The sequence below is a fragment of the Streptomyces sp. SCSIO 30461 genome (assembly GCF_037023745.1).
Lineage (GTDB): Bacteria > Actinomycetota > Actinomycetes > Streptomycetales > Streptomycetaceae > Streptomyces.
In genome coordinates, this window is sequence record NZ_CP146101.1 from 6959389 (window position 1) to 6975569 (window position 16181).

Here is a 16181-nt window from a genome sequence, read left to right on the forward strand (position 1 = left end):
CGCGCCGCTAGCTCAGTTGGTTAGAGCAGCTGACTCTTAATCAGCGGGTCCGGGGTTCGAGTCCCTGGCGGCGCACCTTGTCACTGTGGCCCCTCGTATGCGTACGAGGGGCCACAGTGCTCTCCGGGGCCGCTCGCGGCGCACGCGTCAGCACCAGGGACGGCGGTGCTCCGCGAACGTACGCAGCAGCGACCGGACGTCCGTCTCGGTCAGCGGGCGGTAGTGCCGCTCATCGGACGGGCGCCACCACACCGGGTCAGGACAGCGGAACGACTCCCGGCGCAGTGCCACGCGGTGGATCTTGTTGGTCGCCGTGGTCGGCAGCCGGGACGGGAGCCGGATGAAGCGGGGCGCCATCTTCGTACCCAGATCGGGTTGGGCGGCGAGAAAGGCACCGAAGGCCGCCGGGTCGAAGACGGCACCCGGGCGCAGGGCGATGGCGGCCATGACCTGGTCCCCGGACACGGGGTCGGGGACCGCGTAGACCGCGGCGCCCGATGCCGCCTCCCAGCGGCACAGGATGTTCTCGACCATCGCCGGGGCGAGATTCTCCCCGTCCACCCGGAGGCGGTCGTCGGTGCGGCCCGCGAAGTAGAGGAAGCCGTCGGGATCACGGAAGAACAGGTCACCCGTCCAGTACCAGCCCTGCCGGACCCGCGCCGCGTCGGCCTCGGGGTTTCGCCAGTAGCCCTCGAAGGGGTTGGGGCCGCGGTTGACCAGCTCGCCGATCGCCTCGTCGCCGTTGCACAGCCGACCGCCCGGGGACAGCCGGGCCGGCCTGCACTCCTCGCCCGTCTCCGGATCCACCACCGCGAGATCGTTGCCCGGCGCGGCGCGCCCGATGGCCCCGGGCGGGGTGCCGGGAGTGCGCTGGATGGCGGCGCCGCCCTCGGACGAGCCGTATCCCTCGACCAGCCTGACCCCGAAGCGCCGCTCGAAGCGTGCCGCGTCCACCGCCCCCACCTCCGTACCGAAGCCGGTGCGCAGCCGGTGGTTCCGGTCGTCGTCCCGTTCGGGCACGGCCAGCAGATAGTGGATGGCCCGTCCGACGTAGGTGAAGTATGTGGCACCGTAGGCCCGTACGTCCGGCAGGAAGCCGGATGCGGAGAACCGCCGTCGCAGCGCGACCGAGGCTCCGGCCGCGAGTGCCGGTGCCCAGTTGGCGATCACCGCGTTGCCGTGGAACAGCGGCATGCAGATGTAGTGGACGTCATCGGGCCGCACCCCGAACTGCCGTACCAGCGAGGCGCCCGCCGCGGCGAGCCGCCCCTGGCTGCAGAGCGCCGCCTTGGGCGCGCCGGTCGACCCCGAGGTGAAGTACAGCAGCAGCCTGCTGTCGGGCCGCACCGCGCGGATCGCCACATCGCCCGGTTGCGCGCCCTCGTACGCGGCGAGCAGCGCGGCGTAGGCGTCGGTGTCCGTCACCAGCATCCGTACGCCCGGGAGGTCGAGACCGTCCAGCAGGGGCAGATGGGCGCGTTCGGTGACCAGCACCCTGCAGTCGGTGTGCAGGATGTCGCGGGCCAGCTCGGCGCCCCTGCGGGTCGGGTTGATGCCCGCGACGGCGGCCCCGGCGAGGGCCGCGGCGCTGATCCAGAGCGGGAACTCCGGGGTGTTGTCGAGCAGGATCCCGAGGTGCGGCTCGGCGCGTCGGGGCAGCAGTTCCGCCAGCAGCGCGGCGCGGGCGGCGGCGCCGGAGGCGACCTGATGGTGGCTGAGCACGAGGTCCTCGTGTCTCAGTCCCACCCGGTGGTCGCCCCACTGGCGCACTATGAGATCCGCGACGGTCGCACCGCTTCCGGTGCCACGGGGGCTCACCATGGCGCCGTACGGTAGCCGACATACCGTCAGAACTGAACGTCCGAACAGGCGTAGAACGCGTTCGGGGTGTCACTGATCGTCCACACCGCGAGGATCAGGTGGCGGCCCGACTTCGACGGCAGCCTGCCCGTATGACTGAACACGGTGGGTGGGCGCTGCCCCCGGTAGGGGACGGTCAGGAAGGGCACCGATTCGAGGGCGTCCCTGGTCAGCGGTCGGCCGGGGTTCCAGCCGTCCCTGGTGATGTAGTACCGGAAGTCGGTGGTGGCGTGCGGGGCGGTGAACCGCCACCGGAAGGTGTGTTCCTGCCCGGTGCGGACCGGGGTCGTCGGCCAGCTGCCGCCGCGCGGGTCGTCGAGTTGCGCGAAGCGGCTGTTGCCGCCCGCGCAGATCGTTCCGTCGGCCGGGCCTCCCGAGGGGAAGCCCTTGGGGCCTTCGACGCTCTGTGGCTCCCACCGGATCTCGCCACAGTCCGCCACCGTGCCGTCGGCACAGAGCCGCTGGCGGCTGATCGGGGTGTCGGTGTAGCCGTGACCGGCGGCGCTGCCGGTGGCGAGCACCGCGCCGCCCGCCACCGCCACCGCGAGCCCGACGAGGGTCACGCCTATTCGCTTCCGCATGCTGTCGCTCCTGGAGAACGTGGGGGTGTTCCGTGAGCAGTGCTGCGCACCATGCCGTGCATTCAGGTCCAGACCAAGCCTCAGACTATTGACGCCGTTTGGACATGTCCAGACCAATCAGAAGGGCATCCGCGGTCCGGCTGCGGCTTCCTCGCCCGCTACCCGTCCGAGCCGCCGGGGCGTCCGGTGCAGAAGGCCACGGTCAGGTCCCGCACCAGGGCCTTTCGCTCGTAGTCGTCCAGCTCCACAAGCCCGCGCACCGTCAGCCGCCGTACGGTCTCGTCGACCGCGTCCACCACCGAGGTCATCAACGCGTCCCGGTGCTCCGCCTCGATCGCCGCGACCTGGCGGCGGCGCATGGCGGCTGCGACTTCGGGGGCGTACTCGACCCGGGTCGGCTGCGCCGAGAAGACCTCGATGCCGACCGGGGCGCACTCCACCGCCAGCGTCTTCGTCAGCACGTCGCCGACGGCCTCGGCGTTGCGCAGCGCGGGCGCGCCGTCGTCCGCTGCCGCGCCGCGTGCGCCGATGGCCGGTGCGATGTCGGCGGGGAGCTGGGAGAGCACCCGCGCCGTCGCCGACTCGACCTGCTCGCGCAGATAGCCCTCGTGGTCCGCCAGGGTCAGCGTGGCGCGCGCCGTGTCCTCGACGCGCCAGACGACGAGGACGGTTGCCTGGAGAGGTGTACCGTCCGCGTCCACGACATGCATCGGCTCACTGCGCCAGTGCCGCAGCCGCACATCGACCCGCCTGCGCAGCAGCAGCGGACTCACCCACATCAACCCGCAGCGGCGCACGCTGCCGCGGTACTCCCCGAACAGGGTGAGGACCCAGGCGTGGCCCGCACGACCGCGACCGAGGCCGCCGAGCGTGAACGCGGCGACGAACAGGCAGACGCCGAGCACCATCCACTCGCCGATGTCGATGCCCTGGTACGGGTGCGCGCTCAGACCGAAGAGCCGGGCGACCCGGTCGGGGCAGGCGCCGGCACGGTAGAGCACGTTCGCCGCCACAGCGAGGACGCCGCAGCCGATGAACAGGCTGATCCAGCCGGGCAGCACGGGCCCGGGGCGCTCGCGGAGCCTGGGGTCGACGGGCGCGGTGGGGCGAGGGCGCGACAGAGGCGGCTGCTGCTGCCGGGACGGCCGGCCGCCGGTCTCGGCCTTGCGGCCGGTGGGGAACATGACGGGCATGGCGAGGGTGTCGGGGCCGCCGTCGTCGTCATCGGTGCGGTGGGGTCCGGCCCGCCCGGTGTCGTCGTCCCGGAAGAGAGGATGCAGCGGCAGCCGCCCCCCGGACTCGGCCCCGATCCGGCCCTCGATCGGATCCCCGCGTCCGGCGTCGATGCCGTTGACAGTGCCGTTGACAGTGCCGTTGACGGAGCCGCGCTCGGCATGGGATCCAGCGTGGGCTTCGGCGTCGACTGCCGCGGCGGAACCGGGCTCGGCATGGCTTCCGGCCTCGGCCTCATCCTGTGTCCCACCGGAATCGCGGGTCCCGGCGCGCCTGCCAGGCAGGGTGTCCGGCGGGCTGGTCAGGATGCCATCGGCGGTGTACGCGGCCGGCTCCTCCGCCGTACCGGCGGCTCCGGACGCGGCCTGCGGCAGGTGCCCGCTTCCCGGATGGCGCACATCCACGGCACCGGCGAGGCCATCGCCCGACACCGCGTCAGGCAGCTGCGGCGGCAGTCCTTCCTTGGCCCTGGCGGCGCCGGGCGCTTCCCACTGCCGCGTCGTCGGCGGTTCGCCGGCCGGGGCACCCGGGACGTCGGCCCGGGCGGGGACGGACAGTGCGGACAGGCGGGGTAGTCGTGGCGGCAGCGGGGCCGCGGGGTCTTCGGGGTACGGAGTCATGGTGGTCACCGGAGCCGCTCCTCGGGATGGGCGTGGTCTGGGGGCGACAGCTCAGGAGAAGAGCCGCCGCCAGGTCTCGGGGCCGGGGATGCCGTCCGCCGCGCCGTCGCGCCAGCCCTGCGCGCGCTGGAACGCCTGGACGTCGCGGCGGTCCGCCTCGGTCCACTGCTGACCGAGCCCCGCCGATGTGCCTTGTGATGTGGGTCGGGAGGTGCCGTGCGATGTGCCGTGCTTGCCGAAGCCCCGCTGCGCCAGTCGGCCGCGGAGTGCGTCGATGTGAGGGCTCGTCTGGCCGGGCCGCAAGCTCGCGGGTTCCGGATGGCCGGGCACCCTCGCGGGCTGTCCGGCGGGGTGCCCCTGCGGTACGGCACGACCTGCAAGGGGCGGGACGGCGGGGGCCGCACGGCTGGCAGGGTCCTGTGGGACGGCCGGGGTCGCACGACCGCCTGGCGGGACGCGGCCCTCACCGGCCGGCGGGACAGCGCTCCCTGCAGCGCCCCCGGGCCTGCTTCCGACGGCGGCCGGTGGACTACCGGCTCGCGCGGGCGTCGGACTGCCCTGGCCCTGGGGTCCGGCCCGGTCCGCCTCGGCGTCCTGCGGGGCCACCCGAGGGGAACCGTCCACCGGGACACCGCCTGGTACCGCGCTCCGGCCACCGCCGCCCGCAGGCGTGCCCGCACCCCCGACACCCCGAGGCTCCGCGCGGGTGACCGTACCGGCGCGGGTGACCGCACCCGTGACCGCGTCCGTACCGCCGTGCGCGATGTCCTTGCCCCGGCCGCTCACCAGGAGGCCCCAAGTCCCCGCGCCCGGCAGCCCGTCCGCCAGCGGGCCGCTCCACCCCTGAGCGCGCTGGAAGGCCAGCGTCGCCTGCCGGTACGCCTCGTTCCAGCGCGTCCCCGGGTCCTCGCCGAGGAGCGCCCCGGCGCCGCGTCCCCTCAGCAACCTGCCGAACTCTGCGATGTGCTCGCCCACCGCACCGGGCCGGAAGAGCGCGGCTCCCGGGTAGGCGGCGATGGCGTCGGCCGCGGACGGTCTGGGCGCGTGGGAGGAGACACTCGCGCCGATCACACCCGTGTAGCGGTACGCCACATAGGCGTCGGAGTCGCTCCAGTAGGCCATGGGGGTGGACTGCTTCCGGGTGTGCGGCTTGGCCTGCTCGTAGGCGACGTAGTGGGTGTGGGTGTAGTCGGTCCAGCCGCCGAAGATCGTGACGTGTGAGCCCTTGGCCGGATCGGCCGTGTTGTGGAACAGCAGGATGTCGCCGGGCTGCAGGTCCTCGCGGTCCAGCCGGACCCCGAACTGCGCGAGGCTCCCGGTCCACTCGTTGCCCGGCAGGTTCCAGGCCATCGAGACATAGCCCGAGCAGTCCTGGCGGTAGCCGTCCGACCAGAAGTCGGTCATCGAGTACGGGACCTTCGCGGCCACCCAGAGCTTGGCGCGGTTGATGATCTCCGCGCGGGTGGTCAGGCGCAGCCCGGGCGCCAGAGCCACCGCGGAGCCGGGCGCCGGCTTTCCGTGCAGCGGCCCCTGGCCGCCTTGCGGAGTGGTCGCGCCCTCCGCCGGGCCGGTGTCGCCGGTCTGAGCCGGCCGCTTCACCGTCGCCCATGCGGTCGTGGCCGCCGCACCGGCTCCCCCGCCCGCGTACAGCACGATTCCCGCCGCCGCGGCCAGGAGCAGCGCGCACCGGGCTCCGTGCGCCGTACGCTCGCCCCTCCCGCGCGCTCGGGGGGTGCGCGCGCGGGCCGGCGCGTCAGGGCATGGCTCCGCGCATCCGGCGCAGCTGCCGTGGTCGGCCCGGGGCTCGTACTCCTCGGAGGCCGGAACGGTCATAACGATGTCCTCGCACTGCCGTAACTGGTCTGATACGCACTGTTAAGTACCTAATGCGTCGCATTCTGACGGACCGAAGGGAAAAAACGACCATCCGACAGGCCGAGAACATCCGAGAACATCCGAGAACCCTCGACCCCGGGAAATGGTCAGGAGCACCCCGGAGGTCAGGTAGAGTTCTCCAGGCCAGCAGGCGCCGCTAGCTCAGTTGGTTAGAGCAGCTGACTCTTAATCAGCGGGTCCGGGGTTCGAGTCCCTGGCGGCGCACGCGATACCGAAGCCCCCTCATCACCGATGAGGGGGCTTCGGCGCATCTACGTACACGTGCACACCCAGGCGCACATCCCACTACGTATAGCGCTTACAGACCGCCCACGGGGACCGCCTTGCGATCAAGGCTCCGGTCGTACAACCTGAGTGGAACCAGTGACTCCAATAGGACCATTGGGTCGAGTAGTTGGTGGCGACCTACGGGGCTATGCCCGGGTTTTGCCGCAACCGTGGGTAAGGGGAACCCGTTCGCGAAGCGGTTCCCGCGCGAGGCATCATGCAACCGGAAGGCCGCATTCTCATGTCTGCGAGGCGTAAGAGGCACTGGCCTGACCATTGACGCGTCCGGAACAGCCGGTCCAGGGGAGCCGCGATCCGGGCGTCGCACACACGAACGATCACGCAGCCAGAAGGCGTGCGGGGGGATGACTCATGACGTCGACGCCGAACGGCGCCCGGCAGCAGGACAACGACCCTTCCCGGACCACGCAGCTTCGGGTCCCCCCGCAGCTCCGAACGGCCGGAGCCCGGCTGCGCCCCAAGAAGGCGCTGCCGCGGTACGACTACGAGCACTACAGCCGACTCGCCGGCCCCCTCACCCAGCCGGACCCCTCTCGGCCCTACCGGGTGCAGTTCCGCTCCCTGATATCCCAGGAGCCGCACCGGTTACGCGCCGCGCTGCTCCTCGGGGCGGCACCGCTCGTCTCACTCGGACTGTTCGCCTGGCTGATGCAGCCCCAACACTGGACCGAGCGGGATCCCAACCTCAAGAACGACCTTCTGCTGTGGCTCGACATCGTGATGCTGGTCTCGATCGGCCTGATCGAGCTCTTCCGCACCATGAACGTGCTGTCGAACGCACACGCGACACTCGTCGCCCGCGACCCGATCCCCGTCGTGCCGGAGTCCGGCACCAAGGTCGCCTTCCTCACCTCATTCGTGCCGGGCAAGGAGCCCCTGGAGATGGTGACGAAGACCCTGGAGGCGGCCGTCAGGATCCGCCACCGAGGGCTGATGCACGTCTGGCTGCTGGACGAGGGCAACGACCCCGAGGTCAAGAAGGTCTGCGAACGCCTCGGCGTGCACCACTTCTCCCGCAAGGGCATCGCCAAGTGGAACCAGCCCACCGGCGCCCATCGGGCCAAGACCAAGCACGGCAACTACAACGCCTGGCTGGAAGCCCACGGTGAGAACTACGACTTCTTCGCCTCCGTCGACACCGACCACGTCCCGCTGCCGAACTACCTGGAGCGGATGCTCGGATACTTCCGCGACCCGGACGTGGGCTTCGTCATCGGCCCCCAGGTCTACGGCAACTACGACACCTTCGTCACCAAGGCGGCCGAGTCCCAGCAGTTCCTGTTCCACGCCCTGATCCAGCGCGCGGGCAACCGCTACGGCGCGCCCATGTTCGTCGGCACCTCCAACGCCGTACGCATCAAAGCGATCAAGCAGATCGGCGGACTGTACGACTCGATCACCGAGGACATGGCGACGGGCTTCGAGATGCACCGCGCCCGCAACCCCGAGAGCGGCAACAAGTGGCGCTCGGTGTACACCCCGGACGTACTCGCCGTCGGCGAGGGCCCGTCCGCCTGGACCGACTTCTTCACCCAGCAGTTGCGCTGGTCCCGGGGTACCTACGAGACGATCCTCAAGCAGTACTGGAAGGGCTTCGGGTCACTGCCGCCCGGAAAGCTCTTCAACTACACGATGATGATCATCTTCTATCCGATGTCGGCCCTCAACTGGATCCTGGCGGCGCTCAGCTGCGCGCTGTTCCTGGGGATGGGCGCCTCGGGTGTGCAGATCGACCCGGTGATCTGGATGATGCTGTACGGCAATGCCTCGGCACTCCAGATCGGCCTCTACGTCTGGAACCGCCGCCACAACGTCTCCCCGCACGAACCCGAGGGCTCCGGCGGTCTCGCCGGAATGGTGATGTCCGCGCTGTCCGCGCCGATCTACGCACGCTCCCTGATGGACGCGGTGCTGCGCCGCAAGAGCAAGTTCGTGGTGACGCCCAAGGGCGACTCGTCCAGCCCCGACACCCTCTTCGGGACCTTCCGGATCCATCTGTTCTTCATCCTGGTCTTCGGCGGCTCGCTGGCCTCGTCGTTCTTCCTCGGCCATGACCACCCCGCGATGATCACCTGGGCCTCGCTGGCTCTGCTGATCACGGCGGCGCCGATCTTCGCCTGGCAGCACCAGATACGCGAGGAGAAGAAGAACCGCAGGAAGCGCAGGAACCGGAGCGGCGGCGCGCCGGAGTCCGACGGCGGGACGTGGGATTCGCCGGGGCCGCGCGACCCACAGGAGCGCCCCGACCGGGCCCCCGACCAGACCATGCAGATCGCCCTTGGGGGACGTGAGAAATGAGCACCCTGCCCGTCCGGCCGAACCACCGCAGGAACCGGGCCCGGCGAATACTCGTAGGCGTGGCGGTCGTGGCCGTGGTCGCCGGGTTCAACGGTCCGGCGCTCTACCGGTACGGCTCGGAGCAGTACCACGAGTACAAGATCAACAAGCCTGAGTACAAGGCCGCCAACGGCCGCTGGGACTACCTGGACGTCCCGGCCGGCTACCGGATCAACTCGATTCACGCCGCCCTGCTCCACACCGGCAAGGTGCTGCTGATCGCGGGCTCCGGCAACAACCAGAAGAACTTCGACGCCAAGAAGTTCGAGTCGGTGCTGTGGGACCCGGAGACCGGCGACTTCAAGAAGATCGAGACCCCGAAGGACATGTTCTGCGCCGGGCACACCCAACTGCCCGACGGAAAGCTGCTGGTGGCCGGGGGCACCAAGCGGTACGAGAAGCTCCAGGGCGACGTCACCAAGGCCGGCGGCCTGATGATCGTCCACAACGAAGACCCGGACAAGCCGATGACGCTGCCTGCCGGTACCAAGTTCACCGGCAAGGCCAACGGCAAGACCTTCGTGTCCAAGGACCCGGTGCTGGTCCAGCGGGCCAAGAAGGTCTTCGACCCGGAGACCGGTGAGTTCCTGCGCACCGAAGCGGGGCTCGGCCGGATCTACGTCGAGGCCGAGAAGTCCGGCAAGAAGCACGAGACCGGCACCGAGGACAACTACCGGGTGCACGGCCTCACCGGCTCCGACACCCGCAACGTCTACGGCATCGCGCAGAAGCTCGCCCTCGACAAGAAGGACTTCCAGGGCATCAAGGAGGCCTACGAGTTCGACCCGGTCGCCGAGAAGTACATCAAGGTCGACCCGATGAACGAGGCCCGCTGGTACCCGACGCTGACCACGCTCGAGGACGGCAAGGTCCTGTCCCTCTCGGGTCTCGACGAGATCGGGCAGATCGTCCCCGGCAAGGACGAGATCTACGACCCGAAGACCAAGAAGTGGCAGTACACCGGCTTCGAGCGGCGCTTCCCGACCTACCCGGCGATCTTCCTGATGGACAACGGGAAGCTCTTCTACTCCGGCTCCAACGCCGGTTACGGACCGGCCGACGTCGGCCGCGACCCGGGTGTCTGGGACCTGGAGGACAACTCGTTCGAGAAGGTCCCGGGCATGAGCGACCCGGACAAGCTGGAGACCTCGGCCACGGTCATGCTGCCGCCCGCACAGGACCAGAGGTTCATGGTCATCGGCGGTGGCGGGGTCGGCGAGTCCGAGAAGTCCAGCAAGAAGTCCCGGCTGGTCGACCTCAAGGAGGACGAGCCCGGCTTCAAGGACGGCGCGACCCTGGACAAGGGCACCCGCTACCCGAGCGCCTCACTGCTGCCGGACGACACCGTGCTCGTCACCGGCGGTTCGGAGGACTACCGCGGGCGCGGCGGCTCCAACATCCTTGAGGCTCGGACCTACGACCCGAAGAGCGGCGCCTACACGCGGGTGGCCGACCCTCAGGTGGGCCGCAACTACCACTCGGGTTCGGTGCTGCTGCCCGACGGCCGGGTGATGATCTTCGGCTCCGACTCGCTCTTCGCCGACGCCGCCAACACCAAGCCCGGAGTCTTCGAGCAGCGCATCGAGATCTACACCCCGCCGTACCTCTACCGGGACTCCCGCCCGGCGATCGGCGGTGGCCCCGAGCGCATCAAGCGCGGGGCATCGGGCACCTTCAAGAGTGCGCAGGCGGCGAAGCTCAGGACGGCCAAGCTGATGCGGCCGAGCGCGGTCACGCACGTCACCGATGTCGACCAGCGCTCCATCGCGCTGGAGATGGAGAAGACGGCGGACGGGTTCAAGGTCACCGTGCCGAAGAACCGATCCCTCGTACCGTCCGGCTGGTACATGCTCTTCGTGACCGACGACAAGGGCACGCCGTCCGAAGGTGTGTGGGTCGAGGTCCCGTAGGGCTTCCCCCAGGACATGAGGGTGCCCCCGCTGCGGGGGCACCCTCATGTCTCCTACTTGGTGTTGCGGGCCAGTTCGAGGGCGTAGGCCGGGTACCAGTCGCCGGCCTTGGGGCCGCCCTTGCAGTCGCCGTCCGACTCGCCCGGCCGCTTGACCCAGAGATACGCGGCGACCAACGGATCGCCGGTCTTCGTGGTGGGCGGCTCGCCGAGCGCACGGCCCGGCGGGTTGCACCAGTTCTCCTTGGGGTCGCCCTGCGTGAAGGCACCGTTGCCGTTTCGGCTGGTGTCGATCACAAAGGGCTTGCCGCCGACCTTGGCCGACAGCCGCTTGCCGAAGTCCTTGCTGGCCTCGGTGGTCTGGAAGTTGGAGACGTTCACCGCGAAGCCGTCGGCCTGGGCGATCCCAGCCCACTGGAGCGGCTCGAACAGGGAATCCGGTTGCGACCAGCCCGCGTTGCCCGCGTCCAGGTACACCTTGGTGGCCGGCTGCTTCTTGAGCCGGGTGATGGCGCCCTTCAGCAGGTCGTAGCGCTCCTCGTGGTACTCGTCGGGAGTGCAGCCGTCCACCAGGTGCAGCACCGCGTCCGGCTCCAGCACCACTGTGGCGGGCCGGTCGCCGATGCCCTTGGCGACCTTGTCGACCCATTCGCGGTAGGCGTTCCCGTCGGCGGCGCCCCCCTTGGAGAACTGGTCGCAGTCGCGGTGCGGGATGTTGTAGAGCACCAGCAGAACCTCGCGGTCGGCCTTCCGCGCGGCCTCCGTGAGCCTCTTGGCCTCGGCATCCGGGTTGTCAGGACCGATCCACTCGCCGGCCGGCTGCCCGGCGATCTTCTGGATCAGTGCGGCGTTCTTGCCGTCGCCGTCCTCGCGGTACTCGGCGAGCTGCCGGGCGGCCTTGCCGTCCGGGTTGACCCAGTACGGATCCGTCGCCTTGGGCTGCTGGGCGATGGGGGGCCGGTCGTCACCGCCATCGTCGGACGAGCATCCCGACAGCAGCAGCGCGAGCCCCACGGCCCCCGCGGTGCCCATCGTGCGTATTGTGCCCGCCGCCGCTCGCGTCCCCGCTCCGGGCTCCGTTCCCCGGCGGGACCGCCCGGCGCTGGGGCGTGTTGCGAAAGTCCCTCCTGACCCGCGACGCCTGGCACGCACGCTCGCTGCGTTGTCGGAGTCATCCAAGTACGTCCAGTACGAGGATGATCCTCCGCCTTGCGATCGCACGCACCAGACTCCGCAGGCCCCGCCCTGCGGGCGGACGGAGCTACTTTCGCAACACGCCCTAGTGCCGTACATCCACTCCCCCTTGGTGCATCGCGCATGGTGCGTGGTGGCCAGGTCGCGTCCGGCGTGCCAGCCGGAAGGGCCAACCGGAACGCATCCTGTCAGATCCCGCGGGCGTCCGTCAGATAGGCCGAGACCACCACGTTCGCCGTGTAGGACTGCGTGGCCCGGTCGAACGTTCCGCCACAGGTGATCAGCCTCAGTTCGGCCCTGCCCGGCTGCCTGGACCCGTACACCTCACCGGCGTCGAACCGGTCCCTGCCGACCACCTGGACGTCGTCGATGGTGAACTCGGCCACCGACCCGTCGGCCCGGGTGACGCGGATCTTCTGTCCGGCGCGCGCCGCGCTGAGGTCGTAGAACACCGCCCGCTCGGTGGCGGTGTCGACATGGCCCACGAACAGCGCCGCACCCGCCGCACCCGGCTGAGTGCCGGACCCGAACCAGCCCACGGTCCCCGCCTCGGTGTACGGCGGGGGCTCGATCCCGCCCGAGGAGTCCAGACCTCGCATCACCACCGGGGCCTTCACCCCGATCGAGGGGATCTCCACCCTGCTGGGCCCCACGGGCTCCAGGGGATCGTGCGCGGGCGGCAACGGCACACCCGGCGGCCTGCCCACCGCGGCCACGTCGCCGGTCCTGGGGGCGCTGCCCGCGACCCCGTCGACCGCGCCGCGCCCCCACAACCAGAGGCTGAGCAGCAGGACCGCCCAGGCCACACCCGTCAGCAGCCGCCCGCCGCCGCGCACGGGGGCAGCGGCATCACCGGAGGACGATCCCACGGCCGTCAGTCCTTGTCCGCCGCGTTCGCGCGCCGGCGCCGGAACCCGCGAAACGCGATGGTCGCCGCAGCCACTGCGGCCAGGGCCAGACCGACCACGGTGTGGGTGGTGCCGGGACCCTGCCGACCGGAGCCGTCGGCGGCGAAGGACGTCGCGGTGCCGCCGCCACCAGCCCGCACCGGGGCGTAGGGAGTCTTGTCCGAATCGGGCTCGTCGCCGGAGTCATCGCCCCGGCCGTCTCTGCCTCCCCCGCCGTCGGTCTTCTTGTCCCGCCCCTCGCCCTTCTTCTCGTCCTGCTTGCCGCTCGGCTTCTCGTACTGCTTCTTCCGGTCCTGCCCGTCGTTCTTCTTCTCGTCGCCGCCCCCGGTCTTCTTCTCGTCCTGCTCCCAGGTCTTGTTCTGGCTCCAGCTCTGCTGGGGCTTGGGGTTCTCGTCTCCTTCGCCCTCCTGCCGCGCCGCCTGGACCGAGCCCAGTGAGCCGTACTGCCGACCACCGCAGTCAAGGCCGATGAGCGGCCCCCTCGAACCCCCGAACCCGGACATCTCGGCGTCCAGGACATACGCACCGGATGCGGCGGAGCCTGCCCGGCTCTCGCAGTCGGTGGCGGTCCGACCGCCATCCTGCGCCGCGTACACCGGCCCGGCGGTGGATGCCAGCATCAACAGGCCGCCGACCGCACCTATGACACGCAGAGTAGTGAACTGAGAACCCATTGTGAACCTCCTGGTATCAGTAGATTCACGCGGTTCGCCCGTTTCCGCATCTCCGGGGAACCCGGATGGGCTAAGCGGCACTCCCCCGGGCTGGTTACGCTGGGGCCGTCGGCACAGTGTCGTACCGGCGGCCCTCAGCCAACGCTCGTGTACAGGAGACCGGCAGAATGGCAGAGCGTAAGCCCATCGAAACATGGCTCACCGACATGGACGGGGTGCTGATGCGTGAAGGCATCCCCATCCCCGGAGCGGACACCTTCGTCAAGAAGCTGCGCGCGTCCGGCCGTCCCTTTCTGGTACTCACGAACAACTCGATGCAGACCGCGCGTGACCTGCACGCGCGACTGCGCAGGATCGGCCTGGACGTACCCGCCGAGAACATCTGGACCTCAGCCCTCGCGACCGCGAAGTTCCTGGAGCGGCAGCACCCCGGGGGGTCCGCGTATGTCATCGGCGAGGCGGGCCTGACCACCGCTCTGCACGAGGTGGGATACATCCTGACGGACACCGAGCCCGAGTTCGTGATCCTGGGCGAGACCCGCACCTATTCGTTCGAGGCCATGACGCGGGCGGTACGGCTGATCAACAACGGGGCGCGGTTCATCGCGACGAACCCGGACGAGACCGGGCCTTCCACGGAGGGCGCGCTCCCCGCCACGGGCGCGGTCGCCGCCCTCATCACGAAGGCGACGGGCAAGGAGCCCTACTTCGTGGGCAAGCCGAACCCGCTGATGATGCGTACGGGCCTCAATGCCATCGGCGCCCACTCCGAGACCAGCGCCATGATCGGCGACCGGATGGACACCGACATCCTCGCCGGGCTGGAGGCGGGGATGGAGACGTACCTCGTGCTCACCGGGCTCACCGCGCCGGAGGACCTGGACAGGTTCCCCTACCGCCCGACCCATGTGAAGGACTCGATCGCCGACCTGGTCGAGCTGGTCTGACCGCAGGCGCTGCGGCCGGCCTGATCGCGGGTACCGGCGCGGACGGCTGCCCGCCGGGACTGCTCGGGCAGCCCCGGCGGGTCAGGCAGGCGCGACCCTGACGTCGTCGATCACCCAGTACCAGTTGTTGCGCCCGGTGTACCGGAAGCGGAAGCTCACGCTGGAGGCGTCGGCCGGGACAGCCACGAAGACCGACTGCGGCTGGGAGACGACGTCGGAGGTGTAGCTCTTGACGACGGTCGGCGTACCGCCGTTGAAGGAGACCAGGATCTGGGCCGTCTGGCTGCCCTCCTGACGGTAGAGGGTCGTGAAGTCGAGCCGCACGGTGCCCGCGCCCCGCACGTCGTACGCCGGGCTGACCAGCGTCGAGTCGTAGCCGCCCGAGTTGGACTTGTCGTCCCACTCGTCGGAGTCGGCGACGGCGAAGACGCCTCGGGCCCGGACATTGAGTTCGCGCCACTGGTCGCGGTGGGTGCGGGACCAGAACTCGTCGGTGGCGAAGGTCCAGCCACGCCACTCGGTCACCCCGCCGGTGCCCATCGCGTTGTTGATGACGGACCAGCCGCTGGGAGGGGTGCGGGTGAAACCGAGCACCGACGCGGGGATCCCGGCCTCGTCCACCCGCGGGGTGAGGGAGGACCGGAGCGTGTCGAACGGGTCGGCGGAACGCTCCTGGACGGGCTTGCCGTCCAACCCCCAGGCAGGGTCAGGGATGATTCCCAGCTGCCTGAAGACGGTCGCGGCGACATCGACCAGCCGGGTGTCGATGGGGCGGGCGCCGGCGGCGATCCCAGGGCCCTGGGCGAGGACGAAGGTACGCCGCTCCTCGATGGAGCTGCCGCCGTGGCCGCCCGCGTCCCTATGGCCGTGGTCGGTGGCGACGATCACGGTCCAGCGCTCGGTGGCGTAAGAAGGACGGGCCTTGATGGCGGCGAGTAGGCGACCCAGGTACGCGTCCTGGGTGGCTATGGCCTCCAGATACCTCCGGCCGGTGCCCAGGCTGTGGGCGATCTCGTCGGTCTCGCCGAAGTAGACGAACAGGACATCGGGGTTCTGGTTCCGCAGAACCGATTCGGTCTCGGCGGCGATGGTGGCGTCATGCCCCGCATAGCCGCCCGCGTCACCGTCCAGGACCAGCTTGGCATCGGCGCCCGGGGTGACCGTGCCCTGGGTGTCCAGCGGCCTCCAGTCGACGGCGGCGTACGTCGACAGGTCCGGGCGCACCTGCGCGAGGCGGGCGAGGAAGCCGGGGTACTTGCCGTAGTTCCTGCCGATGAAGGTGTTGTCCCGTACGCCGTGCTTGTCGGGCCAGACACCGGTGGAGATGGTGGACCAGCCGGGACCGGAGGAGGTCGCCGCCATCGGGTAGGAGTAGAGCAAGGACGTGCCGTACGTCCCGTTCGCCATCATCGACCTGAGGTGCGGGGCGTTGGCGGCGTCGATCCGGTCATGACGCAGCCCGTCCATGCCGATCACGAGCACCTTGTCCTTGCTGGTGCCGTTCGGGAGGGTGGGCGCCGCCGCATGTGCGGCGCGCGCGGTGGCGAAGGACGTGGCGGTCGTGGCGGCGACCGACGCGGTCGCGGCGCCTGCGGCGAGCACGGTACGGCGGGGAATGCCGAAGGTCGGCATCGGGGGTTCCTCCGTCGGAGTGTGGTGACCTGCGGACTGTGGACGTGGTACGTCACGCTCAGCCCAACGCCCCAGTCGAAGCGGGGGCGTTGGTCCATACCC

At 70.2% G+C, this 16181-nt stretch carries 11 protein-coding genes and 2 tRNA genes; 5 read left to right on the forward strand and 8 right to left on the reverse strand.

From position 1 onward, the window contains the following. The first annotated feature begins 1 nt into the window (after position 1). Positions 2 to 75, forward strand: a tRNA-Lys gene (locus V1460_RS31225). 72 nt (positions 76 to 147) lie between these two features. On the opposite strand, the gene V1460_RS31230 is transcribed toward V1460_RS31225, so the two are convergent. The 4 genes from V1460_RS31230 to V1460_RS31245 all read right to left on the reverse strand — a co-directional run bounded on the left by V1460_RS31230 (position 148) and on the right by V1460_RS31245 (position 6127). Next, a complete protein-coding gene (locus tag V1460_RS31230; protein WP_338676952.1) occupies positions 148 to 1821 on the reverse strand; it encodes an AMP-binding protein in 1674 nt (557 codons plus the stop codon). Positions 1822 to 1847: 26 nt separating this feature from the next. Next, positions 1848 to 2441: a lytic polysaccharide monooxygenase gene (locus tag V1460_RS31235; protein WP_338676953.1), complete on the reverse strand. Its 594-nt coding sequence runs from the start codon at positions 2439 to 2441 to the stop codon at positions 1848 to 1850. Positions 2442 to 2599: 158 nt separating this feature from the next. Next, entirely contained in the window at positions 2600 to 4294 is a 1695-nt protein-coding gene (locus V1460_RS31240; RefSeq protein WP_338678280.1) for an SPFH domain-containing protein, read from the reverse strand. 51 nt (positions 4295 to 4345) lie between these two features. Next, positions 4346 to 6127: a peptidoglycan-binding protein gene (locus tag V1460_RS31245; protein ID WP_338676954.1), complete on the reverse strand. Its 1782-nt coding sequence runs from the start codon at positions 6125 to 6127 to the stop codon at positions 4346 to 4348. Positions 6128 to 6320: 193 nt separating this feature from the next. Between V1460_RS31245 and V1460_RS31250 the strand changes: the two genes are divergently transcribed. The 3 genes from V1460_RS31250 (at position 6321) to V1460_RS31260 (ending at position 10725) form a co-directional block, all read left to right on the forward strand. Beyond that, positions 6321 to 6394: transfer RNA gene (locus V1460_RS31250), tRNA-Lys, on the forward strand. Between the two features lie 435 nt (positions 6395 to 6829). After that, on the forward strand, positions 6830 to 8776 hold the full coding sequence (locus V1460_RS31255; RefSeq protein ID WP_338676955.1) for a cellulose synthase catalytic subunit: 1947 nt from the start codon (positions 6830 to 6832) through the stop codon (positions 8774 to 8776). Next, positions 8773 to 10725 carry a kelch motif-containing protein gene (locus V1460_RS31260; protein WP_338676956.1) on the forward strand — a complete coding sequence of 651 codons (1953 nt, stop codon included), beginning with the start codon at positions 8773 to 8775 and terminating at the stop codon, positions 10723 to 10725. The genes V1460_RS31255 and V1460_RS31260 overlap by 4 nt, the downstream gene beginning before the upstream one ends. Before the next feature lie 53 nt (positions 10726 to 10778). Here V1460_RS31260 and V1460_RS31265 read toward each other — a convergent pair whose 3' ends face one another. From V1460_RS31265 to V1460_RS31275, 3 genes are all read right to left on the reverse strand, one after another. After that, complete coding sequence (locus V1460_RS31265) at positions 10779 to 11756, reverse strand: glycoside hydrolase family 6 protein (RefSeq protein WP_338676957.1); 978 nt, start codon at positions 11754 to 11756, stop codon at positions 10779 to 10781. A 350-nt stretch (positions 11757 to 12106) separates the two neighbouring features. Beyond that, the gene (locus tag V1460_RS31270) at positions 12107 to 12787 is read right to left on the reverse strand and encodes a class F sortase (protein ID WP_338676958.1); all 681 of its coding nucleotides are present in this window, start codon (positions 12785 to 12787) and stop codon (positions 12107 to 12109) included. Positions 12788 to 12792: 5 nt separating this feature from the next. Next, positions 12793 to 13500 carry a hypothetical protein gene (locus V1460_RS31275; RefSeq protein WP_338676959.1) on the reverse strand — a complete coding sequence of 236 codons (708 nt, stop codon included), beginning with the start codon at positions 13498 to 13500 and terminating at the stop codon, positions 12793 to 12795. A 167-nt stretch (positions 13501 to 13667) separates the two neighbouring features. On the opposite strand from V1460_RS31275, the gene V1460_RS31280 reads away from it, so the two are divergent. Then, on the forward strand, positions 13668 to 14447 hold the full coding sequence (locus V1460_RS31280; RefSeq protein ID WP_338676960.1) for an HAD-IIA family hydrolase: 780 nt from the start codon (positions 13668 to 13670) through the stop codon (positions 14445 to 14447). 81 nt (positions 14448 to 14528) lie between these two features. Here the strand turns inward: V1460_RS31280 and V1460_RS31285 are convergent, their stop codons facing one another. After that, positions 14529 to 16079, reverse strand: coding sequence for an alkaline phosphatase family protein (locus tag V1460_RS31285; protein ID WP_338676961.1), 1551 nt, complete (start codon positions 16077 to 16079; stop codon positions 14529 to 14531). Between the last annotated feature and the right edge of the window lie 102 nt (positions 16080 to 16181).